Below are 21700 nucleotides of genomic sequence, written 5' to 3' on the forward strand. Positions count from 1 at the left end.
CGAGTCACCCAAGCCAGAGAGCTCAATCCCGGCGCCGACGACATCCGAACGGCGTCAACCTGGGGCAGTGGGGACAACCGGAACCGTCAGCTCTCCCGCGCGGGAGGAGCGGGAGGACTGTTGAACGTGATACCGGAGAAGTCCCGGCCCTGGATCACGGGGCCGTACTGAGTGCCGCCACTGATGGTGTTGGTCACCGAGCCCTCCCGCAACGCCGGCGCCTGGCGACGCCACGAGGCCAGCGCCGCAGCGAAATCCGGGTCGACGGCAGCCCGCGCGGCGAGTGCGCTGCTCAACGCTTCTGCCCGTGCCGGTTCGCCTGGCGACTCGCTCAGCGCCACCAACTCGGCCTCCCCGGTCGCCACGGCTCCCGCTTGGCGACTGAACGGTCTGCGCACCAGCTCACTCAAAGTGGCCCACGCCTGGCGACCCAACTCGCCCCCGGCCCCACCTGCCAAGGCCGCCAACATACCCACAGATACAGGATCCAAGGCCACCGCTCGACTGCACGCTTCCCGGTCTACTCGCTTCGACCTACCCACAGCAGAGGAGCACCCACCCCCGCGTCCCCGAATTTCTGAACGTGCCGAGACGCCGCTCAAATGAGCCCCACCAAAGCGGATGCAGGCGCTGCGCGGAGGCATGGAGCGCCCGCGATGCGGCCGATGAGTATGAGGTGCGCAGGTCTGCATACCAGCGCCCTATCAGCGGACGAGGTTCCCGTGCCTTTGCCGAAGTCGTGATGCGCCGCTCGCCCCGGTACATCCTCGACGGCTTCGACCAGCAGCCCGATGTGGCTCACCGAGGTGCTTGCGCTGTTGAACTGCCCCCACTGGTTCAGGGCAGCGGCCCTGTACGGACCGCCTGACAGAGTGACCGACGGCATCTCTTGCGGATGCGGAATCTCGCCCTGGCCGCACCCCGCCGCCACCCACTTGCCTCCAACTCACGCCTATAAGCCTTGCGTTGGCGAGCGAAGCCCTCACTAGTCGTCAGTCCCACCCTCTAGAATTCCTTCCACGGATTGACGCCTGGGGGGGCGTTCTGAGCGCGCCGACAGGGATGCGGCAGGCATATACGCACGAGCTAGGACAGACGGGAACCGCATGCTGGAAGGCCGGTGGACGACGGTCACCGAGTCCGAGTACGAGCACGAGCGCCGCGGTCTTGAGGCGATTCGCAGGCGGCTGCCGGACGAGGAGCCGTGGCGCGCCTGGTCGAACTTCACGTTCACCGCGAACAGCGGGCATGTACGGGAAATCGATCTTCTGGTGTCAGCGCCGGCCGGGGTCTTCCTGATCGAGCTGAAGGACTGGCACGGGTCGGTACACGGCGGCGGGAACGACTGGGTGCAGACCACGCCTGGCGGGACCCCTCGGCGACACGGCAACCCCCTGCACCTGGCGAACCGGAAAGCCAAAGAGCTGTCCGGTCTGATCAACGACTTCTCCGGCCGGCCTGGCGTCCGGCCGAAGGTCTGGGTGAGTGAGGCGGTCTGCTTCACCGATGACAAGCTCCGTGTGAACCTTCCGGCCGCCGATCTGAACGGCGTGTTCACGGTCAAGCAGCTCGTGGACATGCTGGCCGAGCCGCCGGGAGACGCCCGGCGCCGAATAACCGCCGAGACGTCTCGTCATGTCGACGCGGCCCTGAAGAAGCTCGGTATCGCACCGACCCGCCGCCAGTACGAGGTGGGCTCCTACCTCCTGGAGGCGAAGGCGTTCGACTCCGGACCCACCTGGGCGGACTATCTGGGCCGCCACTCCCAGCTGCACGATCTGGCGCGGGTACGGGTCTTCCTCAGTGAGCGGGGAGCCTCGGACGCCGAGCGGCGGTCGGTGGAGCGGGCCGCCGCCCGTGAGGCGCTGGTGCTCAGTCGGTTCCGGCATCCGGGCACGGTGCAGCTGAAGAGTTACCTGCCGTCGGGGCATCCGGCCGGGCCCGCGATCCTCTTCGACTACCACCCGGAGACGCTGCGGCTGGACGACTTTCTGGTGCAGCACGGGGAGCAGCTGGGCCTGAGGTGCCGACTGGCGCTTGTGCGGCAGCTTGCCGAGACGGTGCGCTCCGCGCACTCCCGCCGGATCCATCACCGCACGCTGTCCGCACACGGGGTGCACGTCATTCCACGCGACCGCGGGCCACGCGGGCGGGATCTCGGCGAGGAGCAGCGCTGGCTGCATCCATGGGCACAAATCGCGGACTGGCAGATCGCCACTGGGCAAAGCTCCAGCGGCGGTCGGCCTTTAACCCTGGCTCCATCCAACGTGTCCGGGTTCCACGTCTCGGAGCAGTCTGATCCGTATCTGGCCCCGGAGCTGAGAATTCCGAAGGCCGATCCGGTGCGCCTCGATGTGTACGGGCTCGGCGTCCTCACGTATCTGCTGATCACCGGGCAGGCGCCGGGCGCAAGCCAGAGTGAGGTCATGGCCCGCCTGGAAGCCGGCGAGAGCCTGCGTCCAAGCGCCTTGGTCGACGGACTGAATCCGGACATCGACGACTTGGTGGAGGCCTCCACCGCGTACGAGCCGGGCCGACGTCTGTCCACGGTCGATGACTTCCTGGAGATGCTGGAGTACGTCGAGCAGGCGTTCACCGAGAAGGACGCCGCCGACGGGGACGCGGCCGCAGGTGCGGGCGGGGGCGGCGGGCCGGCATCGGAGACGGACGAGGATCGGGGCGAGCCGGAAAAGGACCCGCTGGAATCGGTGGCCGGGGACGTGCTGGCCGGGCGCTGGGAGGTTGTGCGTCGCCTCGGCACGGGATCAACCTCGCGGGCCTTCCTGGTGCGGGATCTCGCGGGCGAGCCGCGGCGCAGCGGCAACCTGCCAGTGGCTGTGCTGAAGGTCGCGCTGAGCGAGGCCAAGCATGGGGTCCTGGATCGGGAGGCCGAGGTCCTGGGCCGCATCCACCGGGATTCCAGCATCATCGCGCTGTACGAGCGGGAGCCACTTACTCTCGCGGGACGTCGTGTGCTCGTTCTCGAATACGTGGGCGACAGCCGCGAGCTGAAGGAACAGGACCGTGGCGACGGGAAAGGACCGAGGCGGCGTGAAGATACCGTCGCCCGTCAACTGCGGGATGTCGGCCGCCTGGGCATGGACCAGCTCGAGGCGTACGGGAAGTACCTGTTCGGCGCGGTGGAGCACCTGGAGGCGGAAGGAATCTGGCATCGGGATCTGAAGCCGGACAACATCGCGATCCGGATCCGTCCGAACGGCACCCGGCAGCTGGTGCTGATCGACTTCTCGCTCGCCGGATACCCGGCGAAGGAGATCGATGCGGGCACCGAAGGCTACCTCGACCCGTTCCTGGGGGTCATCACGCGTGGCTCGTACGACGGTCACGCCGAGCGGTACGCCCTGGCAGTGACGTTGCACGAGATGGCGTCGAACGAGCTGCCCCGATGGGGCGACGGAGGGGTCACGGCCCGGCAGACCGACGCGAAGGAGTGGCCGTACCCGCAGCTCGCGGCGGACGCCTTCGAGCCGGCGGTGCGCGACGGCCTGGTCGCCTTCTTCCGTAAGGCTCTGGCCCGGGACGTGAAGGACCGGTTCTCTGACCTGAAGCCGATGGAGCGTGCCTGGCAGGCGCTCTTCCTCGACGCGCAGCGGACGACGGCTCCGAGCTCCGGGCACGGCACGGCGGAAGGCGCAGTGGCCGCGCGGGAAGCCGGGTCGCAGATCGGGCGGGAGGACGACGACGTCTCCGCCGAGCAGGTTCGTGACCAGCAGGCGGCGAGGGCCGACGGTACGACTCCTCTGTCCGTAGCGGGCCTGACGCTCTCCGCGCAGTCGCAGCTGTTCGCGTTGGGGCTGAACACTGTCGGGGACGTGCTGGAGTACTCCGCGAGGAAGTTCCTCACCGCGCCGGGTATGGGTTCGCGTACCCGGGAGGAGATCCAGCGCCGGCAGAAGGAGTGGAACCTCCGACTCGGCAAAGCGGCCCCCGCGCCACTGACTGCAGAGGCTCGCAAGGCCGCCGGCCAGGAGATCACCGAGCTGGAACAGGCGGTAGCGGACTCAGTCGCCGTCGGCGGGGGGGACCTCAACGACCCGCAGTTGCTGAGCGCACTGAGCCTGGACGCGCTCGCCGCCCGCCTGGTGCCGAGGCCGTCCGGCGGTAATGCCCGCTCCAACGCCAAGGAGCGGGAGGCCATACGACTGCTACTGCGGCTGCCCGATGAGGCTGGCAAGCTGCCTGGGGGCCTGGCGTGGGTCCGGCAGCGGGATGTCGCCGACGCGGTGGGTCTGACCGCGGGCCGTATCCCGCAGATCGTGAAGAAGGCTCGCGAGCGCTGGTACGAAGATCTTGCCCTCGGGCTGCTGCGCGAGCAGGTGGTGGAGTTTCTTGCCGAGCGCGGCCGGGTGGCCCCGGTGATCGAGCTCGCCGACGCACTGATCGCCCGGCGCGGCACCCAGCACGTGGAGCGGCGTGACCGGCGCGCGCTCGCCCTGTCGCTGCTGCGCGCGGTGGTGGAGCGAGAAAGCTACGACAACGAGTCCCCGCAGCTGTTCCGCTACTTCCACGCCCGGATGCCCAAGGGTGCCGATCCCGTGCTCGGCCTGCTCGCCCTGGACGTCCGGGAGGGCGTGGACGGTCCCGACACCCCGACACTCCCCGCCCTTCAGGACTACGCGCTCAGCCTGGGCGCGCGGGCTGACCGGCTCGCGGCGCTCGAATCCCTGCCCACAGCGAGCACGGTCCTCACGGAGCTGGACGCGGTGCGACGACCGCCTGGCAGCCTGGGCTGGGACGAAAGGCGCACCGCCGAGATCGCGGTCGCCGCCTCCACCCGGGCCGCCCTCACCCCGCGCCTGGAGATCTACCCACGTGACCTGCACCTGGTGCGGGCGCTGAGGATCACCCAGGCCGGTGTGGTCGCCGTACAGCCGGGTGTAGAGGAGGAGCGGCAGCCGGGCTTGACGGTTGACGCCCTGCACAAGCGGGTCGCCACCCGTTTCCCCGAGTTGGGCACCGATCCGCTGGCTCCACGCGAGCTGCCCACGGGCAGTGCCCTGGTCCGCGACCTGAAGCAGGCCGGCTTCGAGCTGAAGCTGGCCACCCGCTACGACAAGGTGCTCCGCCTCATCCCGGACCGCCCGTCCGGTGACTTCACCGCTGGGCTGACCTCGGCGAGCTGGGGCGCCTCGGCGGCGCGCCGCTCCGCTCCCACCCAGTACGACGCGGACTCGGCCATCGCCGCCGCCGTCAAGGCCGAGCAACGGCTCGATCACTCAGCACGGCAGGACGGCTTCCGGGTTCTGACTGTGCCCCAGCGACGCGCCGAGGAAGTGGTGCGGCGACTGGCCGGCGAGCCGTACGGCGCTCGGCCGGTGTCGCTGACCGGACTCTTCGTGGACGAACTGCGCCGCGTGGTGGGCGAGTCGGCCCGTCCGACCTGGGAGACCGTCGTGAAAGCGGACGCCGCCGAACCGGGCAGCCGGGCCCACCAGCAACTGCGCATCCGCACCGACAAGGCGTGGGGGCGCATCGAACCGCGACTGCGGCAGCAGCTGGCGCAGGGACACGGCCCGTTGCTCCTCACCGATACTGCGGTGCTCGCCCGGTACGACGCCCTCGACCTGCTCGGCCGGCTCGCGGAGGAAGCACGGCAGGGCGGCAGCCCGCTGTGGCTGCTCGTCGCCCAGTCCGACCCGGCACGGGCGCCGCGCCTGGCGGGGCAGAGCGTGCCCTACCAAGCAGGGTTCGACGAGTGGATCGTCGTGCCCGATGCCTGGGTTACGCGCAAACACCTCGCGCCGAATGCGTGACCCGCCTCCCCCGTCTGGCCTGACCTTCTTCCGTCCTCTCCCCTTTCTCCACAGGAGCCGTTGGTGATCGACCGCAAGAGCCTCCTTGCCGACCTGCAGAAGCAGGTCAAGGCGGCAGAGACCGACCTTGAGCAGCAGGTCAAAGCTGTTCCCGAGGTCGGGAGGCGGCTGCGAGGCGAGTACGAGCAGGCCCGGAAGCTGGGCCGTACGGCGGCGACGTGGAACGCCTGGCTCGGCGATCGGATCACCCAGGTCGCGGTGGCCTGGGTCCTCGGCACGGTCTTCGTCCGCTTCAGCGAGGACAACCGTCTGATCGCCGATCCGTACATCACCGCCCCCGACGTGGCAGGGCGGGAGACGGCCCAGGCGCGATACGAGGAGTACCTGGAGAAGGATGCCGACCCGACGTACCGAGGGTGGCTGGAGACTGCGTTCGCCGAACTGGGCGAAGGGCAGGCCGGGCGGCTGCTCTTCGACCGTGACCACAACCCGCTCTACCAGATCCCCCTCTCGCACGACGGCGCGGGCGCGTTACTCGCGTTCTGGCGGGAGCAGCGGACCGGCGAAGGTGAAGTCAACACGGTAGGCGACCATGCGGTACGCGGTCCGGTCCTCGTGCACGACTTCACTGATCCGCTGAACGAGGACGGCACCGAGGGCTGGGACACCCGGTTCCTGGGCGACCTGTACCAGGACTTGAGCGAGACGGCCCGCAAGACCTACGCGCTGCTGCAGACACCGGAGTTCGTGGAGGAGTTCATCCTCGACCGCACGATGACCCCTGCGGTGCGGGAGTTCGGCTTCGAAGAACTGAAGATGATCGACCCGACCTGCGGGTCCGGACACTTCGTACTCGGCGCGTTCCGGCGGCTGGTGCGGATGTGGTCCGACCAGCGGCCTGAGGTCGGTCCGTACGAGCGAATACGTGCGGCCCTCGACTCGGTGCACGGGGTCGACCTCAATCCGTTCGCGGTCGCGGTAGCCCGCTTCCGGCTCCTGGTCGCGGCGATAGCCACAAGCGATATGCGGACGTTTGAGGAGGCCCGGCGGTACGAGTGGCCCATCCAGCTCGCGGTCGGCGACTCGCTCATCAAGGACCGGCAGTTGGAGCTGCAGTTGGGCTCCGAGCCCGATGGGGAGGGCGGCGAGGTTAGTGACCCGCTCGCCGAGTTCTCGTACGCGACGGAGGACGTCCACGAGTTCCCCCGGATCTTGGAGCAGGGCCGGTACCACGTGGTCGTGGGCAACCCGCCATACATCACGGTCAAGGACAAGAAGCTCAACCAGCTGTACAGGGAGTTGTACAACGCGTGCGGCGGGACGTACGCGCTCTCCGTCCCCTTCGCCCAGCGGTTCTTCGAACTGGCCAAGCGGGGAGAGACCGACGGGAACGGCTACGGCATGGTCGGCCAGATCACGGCGAACTCCTTCATGAAGCGCGAGTTCGGAACCAAGCTCATCGAGGAGTACTTCGCGCACAAGGTCGAATTGACTGAGGTCATCGACACGTCGGGGGCGTACATTCCCGGTCACGGGACGCCAACGGTGATCCTTGTGGGACGCCCGAGGGACGGATCGAAGCGTCAGGCGACGATCCGGACGGTGCGGAGCGTACAAGGGGAGCCCTCAGCGCCGGAGAAGGCGGAGGAGGGGTTGGTGTGGCGGGCGATCGTCGAGCAGATCGACCACTCTGGTACCGCAAGTCGGTGGGTGTCAGTAGGCGACCTCATGCGCGACCGGTACTTCAGCCGGCAGCCATGGATCCTGACGGATGGCGGCCTCGAAATGAACGGAGCCATCAGTCGGGCAGGCACAGCCATTCTGTCGCAAATCTGTCAGAGTATCGGATTTAACGCCGTTACGCGCGAAGATGACGCATATATGTTGGGTTCGGAGGCTGCGCGCAGACTTCGGATCCCTGACGCGAATATTCGAACCTTTCATGGTGGTGGATCGGTTCGCGATTGGCAGAAGAATGACGGGGTCGGCACAGTTTTCCCCTACCGAGAGGAGAATCGTAAGGCTGAGATCCCAGAGGTGCTGGAACGACTCCTGTGGCCCATGCGTGTTCCGCTGCGGCTTCGTCGCGCACTCTCAGGTTCACAGGAAGAACAAGGACTCGAATGGTTTGAGTACTCCAGCTTCAACCCGAAGCGCTACTGGTCGAAATTCCTTATTGCATTCCCGTTTGTCGCGACGCACAGCCACTTCACCCTGCGGCGTGATCGTGATGGATTCATCCGAACCGCTCCAGTCGTCATGCTGCGAGAGGGGGCGACAGAAGCGGAATACGTGCGGCTACTTGGCCTGCTCAATAGCTCTACGGCCTGCTTCTGGATCAAGATGGTTAGCCACGACAAGGGGATTCGTGGCGAGGGTGGCGGATTCACTAGCGATGACTGGGAACGCTTCTACGAATTCACTGGAACAAAGCTCCAAGATTTCCCCATCCCTGCCGATTACCCCACGGTTATCGCCACTGAACTCGACTGCCTCGCGCAGCAGCTCTCCGCGACGACCCCCTTCGCCCTCGCCGTCAAGTCTGTCCCCGCCGCCGCCGCGCTCCGCGAAACCCAAGCCCGCTACACCGCCACCTGCGCCCGAATGATCGCCCTCCAGGAGGAGCTGGACTGGCAGGTGTACTCCCTCTACGACCTGCATTCCGAGGACCTGCGCCTCCCCGACGCCTCCGCCGTGCCTGAACTCGCCCTCGGTGAGCGGGCCTTCGAGATCGTGCTGGCGCGCCGGGTCGCCGCCGGTGAGGCCAGTGGCGAGTGGTTCAAGCGGCATGGATCCACCCCGATCACGGAAATTCCCACCCACTGGCCCGACGACTACCGGGCGCTCGTGCAGCGGCGGATCGAGGTCATCGAGTCGAACCGTGCCATCGGCATGGTGGAGCGCCCGGAGTACAAGCGGCGCTGGGCCGCCCAGGGCTGGGACGCGATGCGGCAAAAGGCGCTGAAGTCCTGGCTGCTCGACCGAGTCGAGGCCCGCACGCACTGGTTTGACGCCAGCGGCAACCCCACCGTCACTACCCTCGCCCGTCTCGCCGAAAGCCTGTCCGCTGACGAGGACTTCGCGTCCGTCGCCGAGCTGTATGCACCCCGGCAGGACTTTGGAAAGACCGTCCGGGAGTTGCTAACCGAGGAGCATGTGCCGTTCGTATCGGCGCTGCGGTACAAGCCGGCCGGGTTGAAGAAGCGTGCCGACTGGGAGCATGTGTGGGACCTCCAGCGGGAGGAGGACGCCGCGCCCGACGAGCCCGCCAAGCGGAAGGTCCGTGAGCGGACGCCTGTGCCGCAGAAGTACACCTCGGCGGACTTCCTGAAGCCGAGCTACTGGCGTGCGCGCGGCAAGCTCGATGTACCCAAGGAGCGGTTCGTGTCATACGGCACGGTCAACGCGCAGTCGCCGGAGCTGTACGGGTGGGCCGGGTGGGACCACTTGGAGCAGGCCCTCGCGCTCGCCTCGTACATCCAGCAGGCCGGGCTCAGTGAGGATGACCTCGTGCCGTACTTGGCCGGGCTGCTTGAGCTGCAGCCGTGGCTGGAGCAGTGGTACGGCGAGTACGACCCGGAGTTCGGGGCGTCGCCGGCCGCCGAGATCCTGGCGTTCCGGCAGCAGAAGCAGGGCGAGCTCGGACTGGCCGACGACGCGCTGCGCGCCTGGCGCCCGGCCGCGGCCACCCGCGGGGGCGCGAAGAAGTCAGCCGCGCCCAAGAAGCGAACGGGTGCGAAGGCCGCCGTCCAGATGTCCGTCACGGACAGCGTCACCGATGCCGCCACCGGCACAGAGTCCGACTGAGCACGGCGAGGAGTAGAAACACCATGGCGTTCATGAGCAGGAACAGCCCTCGCCCCGAGGACCGGCCGCTGCTGCGGGAGTTGATTGACATCCCGGAGTCGGTATCCACCTCCGACTTCGTACTGAAGCTGAACGAAGCGGTCACCCCTGAGGGGGCCGAGGCGGCGCTGAAGGACTACGTCGTCACCGACCGGCTGCTCGGCAACTTCGACGAGGCCCTCGACCTGATCAAGTCAGCGCTCGACAGCCGCTCGTCGAAGGCCGCATATCTTCACGGCTCTTTCGGTTCCGGTAAGTCGCACTTCATGGCGGTGCTCTACGCGCTGCTGTCGCGGAACCACGCAGCGAGGGCGCGCGCCGACCTCGACCCGGTGCGGGCCCGGCACTCCTGGCTGGACGCTGACGACCGCAAGTTCCTGCTGGTGCCGTACCACATGCTGGGCTCCAAATCCCTGGAGCAGCGTGTGCTCGGCAAGTATGTGGAGCACGTACGAAAACTGCACCCCGGCTGCCCGCTGCCGCAGGTCTACCGGACCGACGGGCTCTTCGAGGACTTCGCCGAGCAGCGCCGCCGCAACGGCGATGAGCGGGTGATCGAGCAGCTCGCTGACGCCGGTGATGGCCAGATGGACGAGTGGGGCGACTCCTTCGCCTGGACCACCGAGCTGTTGGACCAGGCGGTGGACGCGCCGGAGGAGCACGAGAACACCAAGGACCTCGACCTGGAGAACCCTTCGACGCCGCGGGAACTGCGCGCCCGTCTCGTGCAGGACCTCACCCAGACCCTGTTCCCGTCGTTCTCGCGCAACGCCTCCGAGGACGCCGACGGGTTCGTCTCCCTGGACAAGGGGCTCGGCATCATCGCCGCGCACGCCAAGTCCCTCGGCTACGACGGGCTCGTCCTCTTCATGGACGAGCTGATCCTGTGGCTGGCCTCGCGCATCCACGACCAGAGGTTCGTCTCACGCGAGTCCGACAAGATCACGAACTTCGTGGAGGGCGGCGACGAGCGGCGCGCCATCCCGGTGGTGTCGTTCATAGCCCGCCAGCGCGACCTGCGCGAGCTGGTCGGCGAGGAGATGTCGGGGGCCGCCGAGGCCGCGGTGCAGGACAGTCTGAAGCTCAGCGGCGGGCGATTCGACAAGGTCGTCCTGGAGGACCGCAACCTCCCGCAGATCGCGCAGGCCCGCTTGCTCAGGCCCGCCACCCCCGAGGCCGAGGCGAAGGTGGAGGCGGCGTTCGCCGAGGCGAAGAAGCTCGGCCCGGACGTGTGGGACACCCTGCTCGGCCACGACAAGTCCACCACTGGCGCGGACGAGGACGCCTTCCGGAGGACGTACCCGTTCCCGCCGGCGTTCATGGACACCCTGGTGCACATCTCCGCCGCGCTGCAGCGATCCCGCACCGGACTGAAGCTGATGAGCCAGTTGCTCGTCGACCACCGCGACGACTGGCGGCTCGGGCAGCTCGTGCCGCTCGGCGATCTGTACCCGGCGATCGTGGGCGGCGGCGACAAGGCATTCAGCGGGGAGACCAACGTCCACTTCGAGGCTGCCGACAAGCTGTACCGGGACAAGCTCCGCCCGTACCTGCTGAAGACCAACCAGGTCAGCGAGGACCAGGCTGAGGCATACCGACGCCGCCCTGACGGCCTCGGCGACCCGCAACTCGCCGCCCGCTGCCGTGACTTCACCGGCGACAGCCGACTACTGCAGACCCTGCTGCTCTGCGCGCTCGCGCCCAGCGTGCCCGCACTCGCCGACCTCACACTGGCGCGGCTGCACGCCCTCAACCACGGTTCCATCACCACCCGCATCGCGGGCACCGAGGTCGGCCGGCTGGAGCAGAAGGCGAAGGAATGGGCGGCGACCTTCCCCGAGATCAAGGTCATCGGCACCGGACCTGGTGCGGTGGTCCGCCTGGAGCTCACCGGCGTCGACCTGGACGCTGTCCTCGCCAACGCCCAAGTCCACAACAACCTGGGCAACCGGCGCACCAAGATGCGCAGCCTACTCAAGGACGCGCTCGGAGTCGGTGACGGGCCCGGCGGCTTCGACGCGTACGACGTGCTCGACCTGGTGTGGAAGGGCACAGAACGGCAGGTCGAGGTGGTGTTCGGCGACGTGGCCGACGTCGACTCGCTGCCTGAGGCGACCTTGCGGCCCAGCCAGGACGACGCCTGGCGACTCGTCGTCGATTTCCCTTACGACGAGGGCGAGTTCGGTCCGATGGACGACCTGCAGCGGCTGCGCGCCCTGCGGGAGAAGCCCGGCGGCGACTCGCGCACTCTGGCCTGGCTACCCACCCACCTGACCGACGCGTCCCGGAGTGACTTCGAGCGTCTCGTCGTCATCGACAAGGCCCTCGCCGACGACGCCCGGTTCGACTCCGACTTCGCACGCAGCCTCAACGCCGACGACAAGGCGCGCGCCAAGAGCATGCTGCAGTCGCAGCGCGACATCCTCACCGAGCGCGTCACGCAAGCGCTGCGGCAGGCGTATGGGCTCGCGCAGAAGCAGGAAGGTGTCGTCGACCTCGGCTTCGACACGCACCTGGTCGCCCAGCAGGACGTGCCCGAGCTTCGGCTTCCGCTCGGCGCGCCGCTGGACGCCGCCGCCCGCGACCTGGCCGGCAAGCTGTTCGCCCACCAGTACCCCGCACACCCCGACCTGGACCCCGATGGAACAGGCAGGCCCGTGAAGCCCGCGGAGATCAGGATCGTCTTCGAGTACGTGCGCAAGGCCGCCGAGGACCGCGACGGACAGGTCGAGGTCGACGGCAAGGACCGCAAGACCATGGCGCGGATCGCGGGCGGCCTGGGACTGGGCACCATGCGGGAGGCGTACTACCGGCAGTCCACCGCCTGGCCCGACCACTTCACCAGCCAGGCCCGCCGGGACGGCACCGCAGAACCGAGCCTGGTCAAGCTCTCCGACTGGAGCGACCTTCCCGAACCACGCGGACTGCCCGAGCCGCTGTGCCGACTGCTTGCCGCCGCCTACGCGGAGACGACCGACCGGGTGTGGGTGCGCGGCGGAGTCCCCGTCGAACCCGCGCCCGCACCGCACGAGCTGAAGCGGGACTACGCCCTTCGCGAGCAGCCACTGCCCAGTGAGGAAGACTGGACAGAGGCGCGCAAGCGGTACGAGACCATTCTCGGGGACCGGGCGCCGCAACTGCGGCGCGGGCGGATCGTCAACCAGTTCGCCGGACAGATCAAGCAGGCCGCCGCGGTGCTCGCCCAGGACGCCGGACGGCTCGTCGCGGAACTGGAGAAGCACCGCGACTTCCTCCGCCTCGACGACGACTCGCCCCGCCTGGTGCTCGCCAGGCGCGCGCAGGAGCTGGTGAAGTCGCTGACGGACACTGGCACCGAGGCCAAGACCGTCGTTGACCGGCTCGCACGCTTCGACCTCGGCGACTTCACCGCACACCGGTACGGGATGTCGCTGAAGAGCGCCGGGAAGGTCGCCGCCGGGCTGCAGAACACCAGCTGGGACCAGCTGGGCCTGGCCGACACCCTCGGTGTGGACGGCGCGGCCGTGCTGGAGCGAGTGCGGGATGCCGCCGCCGGCGATCCGGGCGATTATCCGGACCTGCCTGGGGTGCTGAACGCCGGCGGCCGGGAAGTGCTGTCCCTGCTGAGGTCCCGGCAGGGCACAGCCGAGCGTCCGCAGCCGCCCGTCACCCCGATGCCGAGTTCCGACAGTGTGGACCTGAACGGCGCTTCAGCCCATCCGCAGGTGCTTCCGGAGCCGGTGACGCAGCCGGGGGCCCGCACATCGTCGCGGTCGGTGGTCCGCTCCGGCGGTGGGCGGACTACTGCCGCACGGGCTGCCGCCGAGCTGCAGGCGGAGATCGCAGCGCTCGCGGCCGAGAATCCCAACGCCGCCGTCGAGGTCGTCTGGAAGGTCGTCGAGTGATGTCCGGCACCGTCACTACACCGTCCGTGACTGCCGGTCCTGCCCGGCTGCCCGCGGGAACTGTTCGCCAGTACCTCGCCGCCCGCAGCCGGCTCGGTGACGGCACGGTCCGGGTCCTGCTGCTGAGGGCTGATCCCTCCTGGGACGGACCCGCCGTGCAGCAGACGGTCGGCGGACTGCGGGTGCGGGTGGCTGTCGCGTCCTCGGTGCTCGCCGTGCACGAGCAGATCCTGGGCCACCTCGACGCGGCGACTCCCCCCGACCCCAAGGTCCTGGTCGTCCTTACCGACCGCGAGGACACCGACCTCGACCCCGGGCTGCTCGCCCGCGTCTACGGCGGAAGGATCCGTTCCGTCGACAACTGGGAGGTCGTGCAGGAGGCGTTCGACGCGCGCGGCCTCGACGGGCGGCTGCGCGGCGAGACCTGGGCTGCCGAAGCGCTCCTCGATGCGGCGGCCACCCGCGGCTGGCCTTCGCTGGGCAAGGGGGTCCTCTCCCGCGACGAAGCGCTCACCCGCCTGGCCAGGCGCCGGCTGAGGCTCGGCCGCCACGACACCGACCCCTTGGGCGGGTCGGCCGCACATGACGATGGCGACCGCATCGACCCTGTCGCGTTGTTCCGGTGGACCCTCATTCCTGGCGGCCCGGACCTCCTGCGCGACCTGCGCGGACCGGAACGGACCGGCCTGGCCCGCTTCCTCGCCGAACCCGAACATGGGGGGCCCACCGGCAAGATCATCACCGCCCTGGTGGACGCCGACCACGGAGCGGACGCAGCCGCGTACGCGGTCGTCTGCGCCGCCCTGTGGGGGCACGCGGAGGCCGACCACGACCTGTACCGGGTGCGCGGGCGAGCCGAGCGGTGGCTCGGCGAACAGCCGCCCGCCCAGGGCGACAACCTCGACAGACTGCTGGCCTCCTTCGGACACAGCGGCGAGGCGTATGTCCGCGGGCTCGTCGACCGGGGCGAGCACCGGCTCGCCGACCCGGTCCTGAACCGAGCCAACCAGCTCGTCGCCCAGTTCGGCGCACAGGCCGCCGCCGCTGCCAGCCCGCTGCTCCCGGCCGGACTCGACGCCCGCTTCACCGCAGCGGGCCGCGCCCTCGACGACAGCGGAACCGAGACGGTCACGGCCGCCGTGAGCGCGCTGGCCGGCCACGCCCAGGCCGCCGACGGCGCCACGAGGGCCCGCATCGAGCGGGTACGCATGGCGGCGCGGCTGCGGCAGTGGCTCGCCGGCCGGCCCGAGGCGGATATCGCCTCGGTTGCCGATGGGACCGCCCGCCAGATCCGCGAACTCGGCTGGGTGGACTGGGCCTTGGAACACTTGGAAGCGGGCGGCGACTCGGACGACGTGCTCGCCAACGCGTACAGCCGGATCGGAGCCCTGGCGCGGGACAAGCGCCGCGAGCTGGACCGCGCATTCTCCGAGCGGCTCGCGGTGTGGACCGCGGACGGTACCGCCCCCGGCACCATGCTCACAGTGGAAAGCTTCCTGAACCGCGTCGTCGCACCCGTCGTGGCCTGCCCCGGCCGACGGGTCCTGCTCCTCCTCATCGACGGGATGAGCGCGGCGATAGCATCCGATCTCGGCGAGGAACTGCGCGGACAGTGGGCGGAGTTCGACCCGCTGCCCGACGCGACCGGAGCGCCCGTCCGGCGTGCCGTGTCCGCCGCGCTGCCCACCCTCACCGCCGTATCCCGTACCTCGTTGTTCGCGGGCACCTTGATGAAAGGTGACCAGAGCGACGAGAAGCGGCTTTTCCCCCAGCACCCCTGCTGGAACGGAGCCCCAGCGGCCGTCTTCCACAAGGACGACCTGCGCGGCCCCGACACCGGCTCGCCCTTCTCCGCCGCCCTCACCGAAGCTCTCGCCGACGAACGCACCCATGTCGCGGTCGTTCTCAACACCGTCGACGACCGCCTCGCCAAGGAGCAAAAACTCGGCGACGGCGCATGGCAGACCAAGGAGATCGCCGGCCTGGACCCACTACTGCGAGCCGCCCGCGCGAACGGCATGACCGTGCTCCTCACCTCCGACCACGGCCATGTGATCGAGCGACGCAGCAGCAGGATTGACGCCGCCGGCGCCATAGGGTCGGCCCGTCACCGCTCCCCCGGCGGACCCGTCACACCGGCCGAGATCGAACTGTCCGGACCACGGGTGGTCTGGCCGGAGCCCGGATCACGGATCGTCGCACTGCGAGACCACGACACCCGGTACACCGCGCTCAAGGCGGGCTACCACGGCGGGGCGACCCTCGCCGAGTTCACCATCCCGCTGCTCGCCCTGCTGCCCTTCGGCGCTCAACCGCCCGCCGGATGGCGGGAACTGGGCGACCCGACACCCTCCTGGTGGACGGAGGACGGCGACAGCGGCGCCGCACTCGAGGCCGGCACCAAGAACGAAGCTGACGCTCGTTACGTGCCCGACGCCTCCGTGGCGAGCCCGCGCCGCAAGCAGACCAGGAAGGCCGCCCCGGCCGCGCCCGAGGGAGCCATCAGCCTGTTCGGCGAGGACGAGGTGGCGCCCCCCGCGCCACAAAAACCCGCCGACCCCGCGGCCGAGCCTGAGACCCCACTCTCCTCCCATCAGTCCGATGACCCTGCTGTCGCCCTCGTCGAGCGCCTCATGGCCACCGAGCTGTATCAGGCACAGCTGGACCTGCTCGCCCGTAAGCCCCGTGACAAGACCGTCCTCCCGAAGGCGCTGGCCGCACTCGTCGAGGCCGGCACCCTGCCGATGACCGCTCTTGCCGAACGAGCGGGCCAGCCCACCACCCGTGCCCCCGGCTTCGCTGCGACCCTGGCCCAGCTTCTCAACTACGACGGGGCGCAGATCCTGGAGATCCTCCCCGACAACCGCACCCTGCGCCTGCACCGCGCCCAGATGATCGAGCAGTTCGGGCTGTGAACCGGCGTGCTGCGGCTGCGACGGGTTGGCGGGTTTCCCGGCCCGCCCGGTCCGCGCGTCGGCGTCCCGGCGTCCGCATCGGTGTCCGGCCAGGTGAGCGGCCGGATGGGAGACTGTTCGGGTGAACGCGTGGGGATCTTCAGCATCCGGGGCCGCCGCTCCGGTCGGGGCCGTTCGGCGGCGCACCGTGGTGGACGCGCTGCGGCGCGGCGCCGTCCCCGAGAGCGGCCTCGACCTGCTCGCCACCGGCCTCGGCCGCTTCGAGAGGGCAGTTGACGAGGAGCTGGACACCGTCGCCGCCGGCGGCTCGGTGTTCAAGGCCGTGCGTGGCGAGTACGGATCCGGCAAGACGTTCTTCGCCCGCTGGCTCGGAGAACGGGCCAAACGACGCACCTTCGCCGTCGCCGAAGTACAGGTGTCGGAGACCGAGACCCCCCTGCACAAGCTGGAGACCGTCTACCGGCGACTCACCGAACGCCTGACCACCGCGAGCTTCCCCCCCAGCGCCCTGCGGCCCGTCGTCGACGCCTGGTTCTACGCGCTGGAGGAGGACGCACTCGCCGACGGCGGAAGTGAGAACGAGCTGCCGCAGGCCGTGGAAAGGCTGCTCACCGCCCGCCTTGCCGAGGTGTCCCGGCACGCACCCGCTTTCGCCGCCGCCCTGCGTGGGTACAAGCAGTCCCTGGACGCCGGGGACGAGGCCACCGCCGCCGCGGTCATGGCCTGGCTCGGCGGCCAGCCACACGTCGCCGCGGCCGCCCGACGCAGCGCAGGAGTCCGCGGCGACCTGGACCACTTCGGCGCCTTCGGCTTCCTGCAGGGCCTGCTCACCGTACTCCGAGACGCCGGGCACGCCGGACTCGTCCTCGTCCTGGACGAAGTGGAGACCCTGCAACGAGTCCGCTCCGACGCCCGCGACAAAGCGCTCAACGCGCTGCGGCAGCTCATCGACGAGGTCCACTCCGGCCGCTTCCCCGGCCTGTACCTCGTCATCACCGGCACGCCCGCCTTCTACGACGGCCAGCAGGGCGTACAGCGACTCGCACCGCTCGCCCAGCGAGTCGCCACCGACTTCACCACCGACCCCCGCTTCGACAATCCCCGGGCGGTCCAGATCCGGCTGCCCGGATTCACCGAGGAGTCGCTGACCGGACTGGGCGCCACCATCCGCGACCTGTACGCCGAAGGCTCCCAGTCCCCCGACCGGATCAGGCAGCTCGCCGACGACGCCTACCTCACCGACCTGGCACGGGCCGTGGGCGGGGCCCTCGGCGGAAAGGTCGGGGTGGCACCACGGCTGTACCTGAAGAAGCTGGTCGGAGATGTGCTCGACCGGATCGACCAATTCTCCGACTTCGACCCGCGCACGCACTACAAGCTGACGGTGGCAAGCGACGACCTCACCGCCACTGAACGGAACTTCGCCGCTCCCGCGCCGGCGACCTCAGCGGACGACCTCGACCTCGAGCTCTGAAGACCAATTTCTGCAAACCCGAACTCTGACGGACCACTGCAGGAGTCACAGACGTGCAGGATCAGCCGCGTGGCACCGACCCGGTGGAACGCCTCGACCCCGTCGTCCTGCACCACATCGTCAACACCCTCGGGTGGCCCGATCTGCGTCCCCTGCAGAAGGACGCCGTCCATCCGCTGATGGACGGCGAGGACGCGATCCTGCTCGCCCCGACAGCAGGCGGGAAGACGGAGGCTGCCACCTTCCCGCTGCTGTCCGCCATGCGAGAGAAGCGCTGGACCGGCACTTCCGTGCTGTACCTGGCCCCGCTCAAGGCGCTTCTGAACAACCTGGTGCACCGGGTCGACAGCTACGCCCAGTGGCTGGGACGCCGAGCCGCGCTCTGGCACGGCGACACCCCTGAGTCGGTACGCCGCCGCATCCGCACCGATTCCCCCGACTTCCTCCTCACGACACCCGAGTCTCTCGAAGCGATGCTCATCAGCGTCAAGACCGACCACACGCACATGCTGGGCCGGGTGCGCGCCGTGGTCGTCGACGAGGTGCACGCCTTCGCCGGGGACGACCGCGGCTGGCACCTGCTCGCCGTACTCGAACGCCTGGAGCGACTGGCCGGCCACCGCATCCAGCGCATCGGCCTATCCGCTACCGTCGGCAACCCCAGCACCCTGCTCACCTGGCTCCAGGGCGCAAACCCCGCCGACCGCCCCGGCCGTGTCGTCGCCCCCGGCGTCACCCTCCCCACCAGCGGCACCACCACGGCCGACTCCGGCGACCTCCCCCGCCCCTCAGGAGAGGTAGAACTCGACTACGTCGGGTCCCTCGCCAACGCCGCCAAGGTGATCACCGCCCTGCACCAAGGCGAAAAGCGGCTCGTCTTCTGCGAGTCCCGCAAGCAGGTGGAAGAACTCGGTGCGGCACTACGAGCCCGCGACGTCACCGTGTTCCTCTCCCACGCCTCCCTCTCCACCGACGAGCGCGCACGCTCTGAGCAAGCATTCGCCGAAGCCCGCGACTGCGTCATCGTCTCCACCTCCACCCTCGAACTCGGGATCGATGTCGGCGATCTCGACCGCGTCGTCCAGATCGACTCACCCAGCACAGTGGCCTCCTTCCTGCAGCGCATCGGCCGCACCGGACGCCGCACCGGAACCTCCCGCAACTGCCTGTTCCTCGCCACCCGCCCCGACACCCTGCTCCAGGCTGCGAGCTTGCTCACCCTGTGGGCCCGCGGCTGGGTCGAACCCGTCACCCCGCCGCCCCCGCCCCGCCACCTCGTGGCTCAGCAACTCCTCGCCGTCACCCTGCAGGAGCACCGCATCGGTGACCGTCTGTGGCCCGAACAATGGAACGGCCTCGCCCCGTTCGACCGCTCCGCCGCCCCCCTCCTGACCCACCTGGTCGACGGCGGCTTCCTCGACAGCGACGGCGGCATGCTGTTCATAGGCCCCGAGGCCGAGAAACACTTCGGCCGAAGGCACTTCATGGAACTGACCGCCTCCTTCACCGCACCCCCCGAATTCACCGTGCTCGCCGGGCGCACCGAGATCGGCACCACCGACCCCACCGTCCTCACCGAAGAACGCCAAGGCCCACGCCGCCTGCTCCTGGCCGGCCGCAGCTGGCAGGTCACCTTCATCGACTGGGCCCGACGCCGTGCCTTCGTCGAACCCGTCGAGGACGGCGGCATCGCGAAATGGCAGGGCAGCGAAGCCCGCGGTCTGTCGTACGCCCTCACCCATGCCATGCGCGAGGTCCTTCTCGGCACCAACCCCGACGTCCGCCTCACCCGCCGCGCCACCGCGACCCTTGCCGAACTCCGCATGGACCGGGCACCCCACGAAGTGCACCCGGCGGGAACCCTGCTGGTGCGCGACGCCGACGCCGCACGCTGGTGGACCTGGGCCGGATACCGCGCCAACGCCACCCTCGCCGCATCCCTCGGCAACCTCTCCGACCCCGTGCAGCGCCCAACCGACACCTATATCCGGCTCCGTCAGGACCTCTCGCTCGCCGACTGGAAAACCGCCCGGGCCGAACTCCCCGACTCCCTCACTCTGCCCACCGTCGACCCGCGAGCCGTCCGCGGCCTGAAGTTCTCAGCCGCCCTCCCTCCCCGCATCGCCACCACCACCCTTGCCGAGCGCCTCGCCGACTTCGACGGCGCCCTCGCCGCGGCCCGCGAGCCCGTACGCGTGGAATGGGGCACCTGATCAACCAAACACGCGGGCCGCTCCTCCACCCCGGCTGCCAGTGGATAGACGCCTGGTCGGGACGACAGGATTTGAACCTGCGACCCCTTGACTCCCAACGGCGATCCCCTGCCGCAGGACCGCGGTACCCGCTTCCACTGTGGCGAACGTTTCATGCTCGGCACTCCGCCATGACGGGAAGCGGGCAGCGAAGTCGACCGCCGCCTCGACCGGGTGGCTGGGGCCCATGAGGCGCAGCGCCAAAGCCGGGGACCTGACCGGAGACCTCCCGCCACGAAGGGAAGGAGGCCAGGATCTCGTTCGTCTGACCGTGCACCTGGACCGCGAAGGACATTGCAACCCTGCGGGTGCCGATAAATCTTCCGCCCAGGCCACGGCCTTGATCGCTGTCTTCGGCTGAGCCAGCCCCTCACCCCGAGGTCTTCACCTACCCGGGGCATCGGCGGCATCATGATCTGTCGTGCTGCTGCGCCTGGCCTACCTCGCCGCGACCAACGCCTTCGCGCTCCCGCGTCTCCTGCCGATGGGCGACCGCGACAAGGACATCGAGATCCTTGCCCTGCGGCACCAGCTCCTCGTCCTGCAGCGCCAGGTCGGCAAGCCCACCTTCACCGGCACCGACCGGGCGACCCTCGCCGGCCTGCTCCATCACCTCCCGATGGACAAGCTCCGGAGCTTCCTGCTGCTGGCACGCCCCGACACGATCCTTCGCTGGCACCGCGACCTGCTCAAACGGCGCCATGCCGCGACCTGCACACCCAAGCGGCGCGGACGCCCACCCACCATCCGCTCCATCCGCGCTCTCGTCCTCCGGCTGACTCGCGAGACTCCTCATGGGGGTACCGACGCATCCACGGCGAACTCGCAGCGCTCGGCATCAAGGTCGCCGCCTCCACCGCCTGGGAGATCCTCAAGGAACACCGCATCCCACCCGCTCCGGAACGCCAGAGCACGACATGGGCCGACTTCCTGCGCGGCCAGGCCGATGCGCTGCTCGCCTGCGACTTCTTCGAGACCCGCACCATGACCGGGGCACGCCTGTACGTCTTCGTCGTCATCGAGCACTCCACCCGCCGCATCCGGATCCTGGGCGCAACCGCACACCCCACCGCCCAGTGGGTAGTACAGCTCGGACGCAACCTCCTCATGGACCTCGAAGACACGGGCAGCACAGCCAGATTCCTCATCGGCGACCGCCACTCCAAGTTCACCGCCGCCTTCGACGCCCTGCTCACCGACGCCGGACTCCAGATCGTCAAAAACAATGTCCCCATGCCGCGAATGAACTCCGTCATGGAGCGCTGGACACAGACCTGCCGGCACGAACTCCTCAACAGAACCCCGATCCGGAACCAGAGCCACCTCCTCCATGCGCTCCATGAGTTCGAGACCTTCTACAACGAGCACCGACCCCACCGGGCTCCGGCCCAAGCCGCTCCGCTCCGACCACTCCCCCACCCACTCGACGAACCAGCACAGATCAGACGCCTCCAGGTCCATCGACGAGACCGACTCGGCGGGACACTCCACGAGTACCAACATGCCGCGTGACCAAGCCGGATGATTTATCGGCACCCGCAGGGTCGGCTGCGGA

The 21700-nt window shown here is 69.1% G+C and carries 8 protein-coding genes and 1 pseudogene; 7 read left to right on the forward strand and 2 right to left on the reverse strand.

Annotated features, from left to right (window positions below; translation table 11 throughout):
• Positions 1–86 precede the first annotated feature (86 nt).
• Positions 87–365 (reverse strand): hypothetical protein, encoded by a 279-nt coding sequence (locus OHA86_RS06540; RefSeq protein ID WP_329173282.1) that lies wholly within the window; start codon positions 363–365, stop codon positions 87–89.
• 741 nt (positions 366–1106) lie between these two features.
• Between OHA86_RS06540 and pglW the strand changes: the two genes are divergently transcribed.
• The 6 genes from pglW (at position 1107) to OHA86_RS06570 (ending at position 20106) form a co-directional block, all read left to right on the forward strand.
• On the forward strand, positions 1107–5774 hold the full coding sequence (gene pglW / locus OHA86_RS06545; protein ID WP_329173283.1) for a BREX system serine/threonine kinase PglW: 4668 nt from the start codon (positions 1107–1109) through the stop codon (positions 5772–5774).
• Between the two features lie 63 nt (positions 5775–5837).
• Positions 5838–9581 (forward strand): BREX-2 system adenine-specific DNA-methyltransferase PglX, encoded by a 3744-nt coding sequence (pglX, locus tag OHA86_RS06550; protein ID WP_329173284.1) that lies wholly within the window; start codon positions 5838–5840, stop codon positions 9579–9581.
• A gap of 23 nt (positions 9582–9604) precedes the next feature.
• The gene (pglY, locus tag OHA86_RS06555) at positions 9605–13504 is read left to right on the forward strand and encodes a BREX-2 system ATPase PglY (RefSeq protein ID WP_329173286.1); all 3900 of its coding nucleotides are present in this window, start codon (positions 9605–9607) and stop codon (positions 13502–13504) included.
• Positions 13504–16419 (forward strand): BREX-2 system phosphatase PglZ, encoded by a 2916-nt coding sequence (pglZ, locus tag OHA86_RS06560; RefSeq protein WP_329173288.1) that lies wholly within the window; start codon positions 13504–13506, stop codon positions 16417–16419. Before pglY ends, pglZ begins: the two co-directional genes overlap by 1 nt.
• Positions 16420–16540: 121 nt before the next feature.
• Positions 16541–17893: a BREX system ATP-binding protein BrxD gene (gene brxD / locus OHA86_RS06565; protein ID WP_329173289.1), complete on the forward strand. Its 1353-nt coding sequence runs from the start codon at positions 16541–16543 to the stop codon at positions 17891–17893.
• Positions 17894–17946: 53 nt separating this feature from the next.
• Positions 17947–20106, forward strand: coding sequence for a DEAD/DEAH box helicase (locus OHA86_RS06570; RefSeq protein WP_329173291.1), 2160 nt, complete (start codon positions 17947–17949; stop codon positions 20104–20106).
• 448 nt (positions 20107–20554) lie between these two features.
• Here the strand turns inward: OHA86_RS06570 and OHA86_RS06575 are convergent, their stop codons facing one another.
• Entirely contained in the window at positions 20555–20848 is a 294-nt protein-coding gene (locus OHA86_RS06575; protein WP_329182688.1) for a hypothetical protein, read from the reverse strand.
• On the opposite strand from OHA86_RS06575, the pseudogene OHA86_RS06580 reads away from it, so the two are divergent.
• Positions 20765–21657 (forward strand): annotated as a pseudogene (locus tag OHA86_RS06580) (integrase core domain-containing protein). The gene OHA86_RS06575 and the pseudogene OHA86_RS06580 sit on opposite strands and share 84 nt — an antisense overlap.
• Positions 21658–21700: the final 43 nt, after the last annotated feature.

It is taken from the genome of Streptomyces sp. NBC_01477 (genome assembly GCF_036227245.1).
In the GTDB taxonomy this organism is placed as follows: Bacteria; Actinomycetota; Actinomycetes; order Streptomycetales; family Streptomycetaceae; genus Actinacidiphila.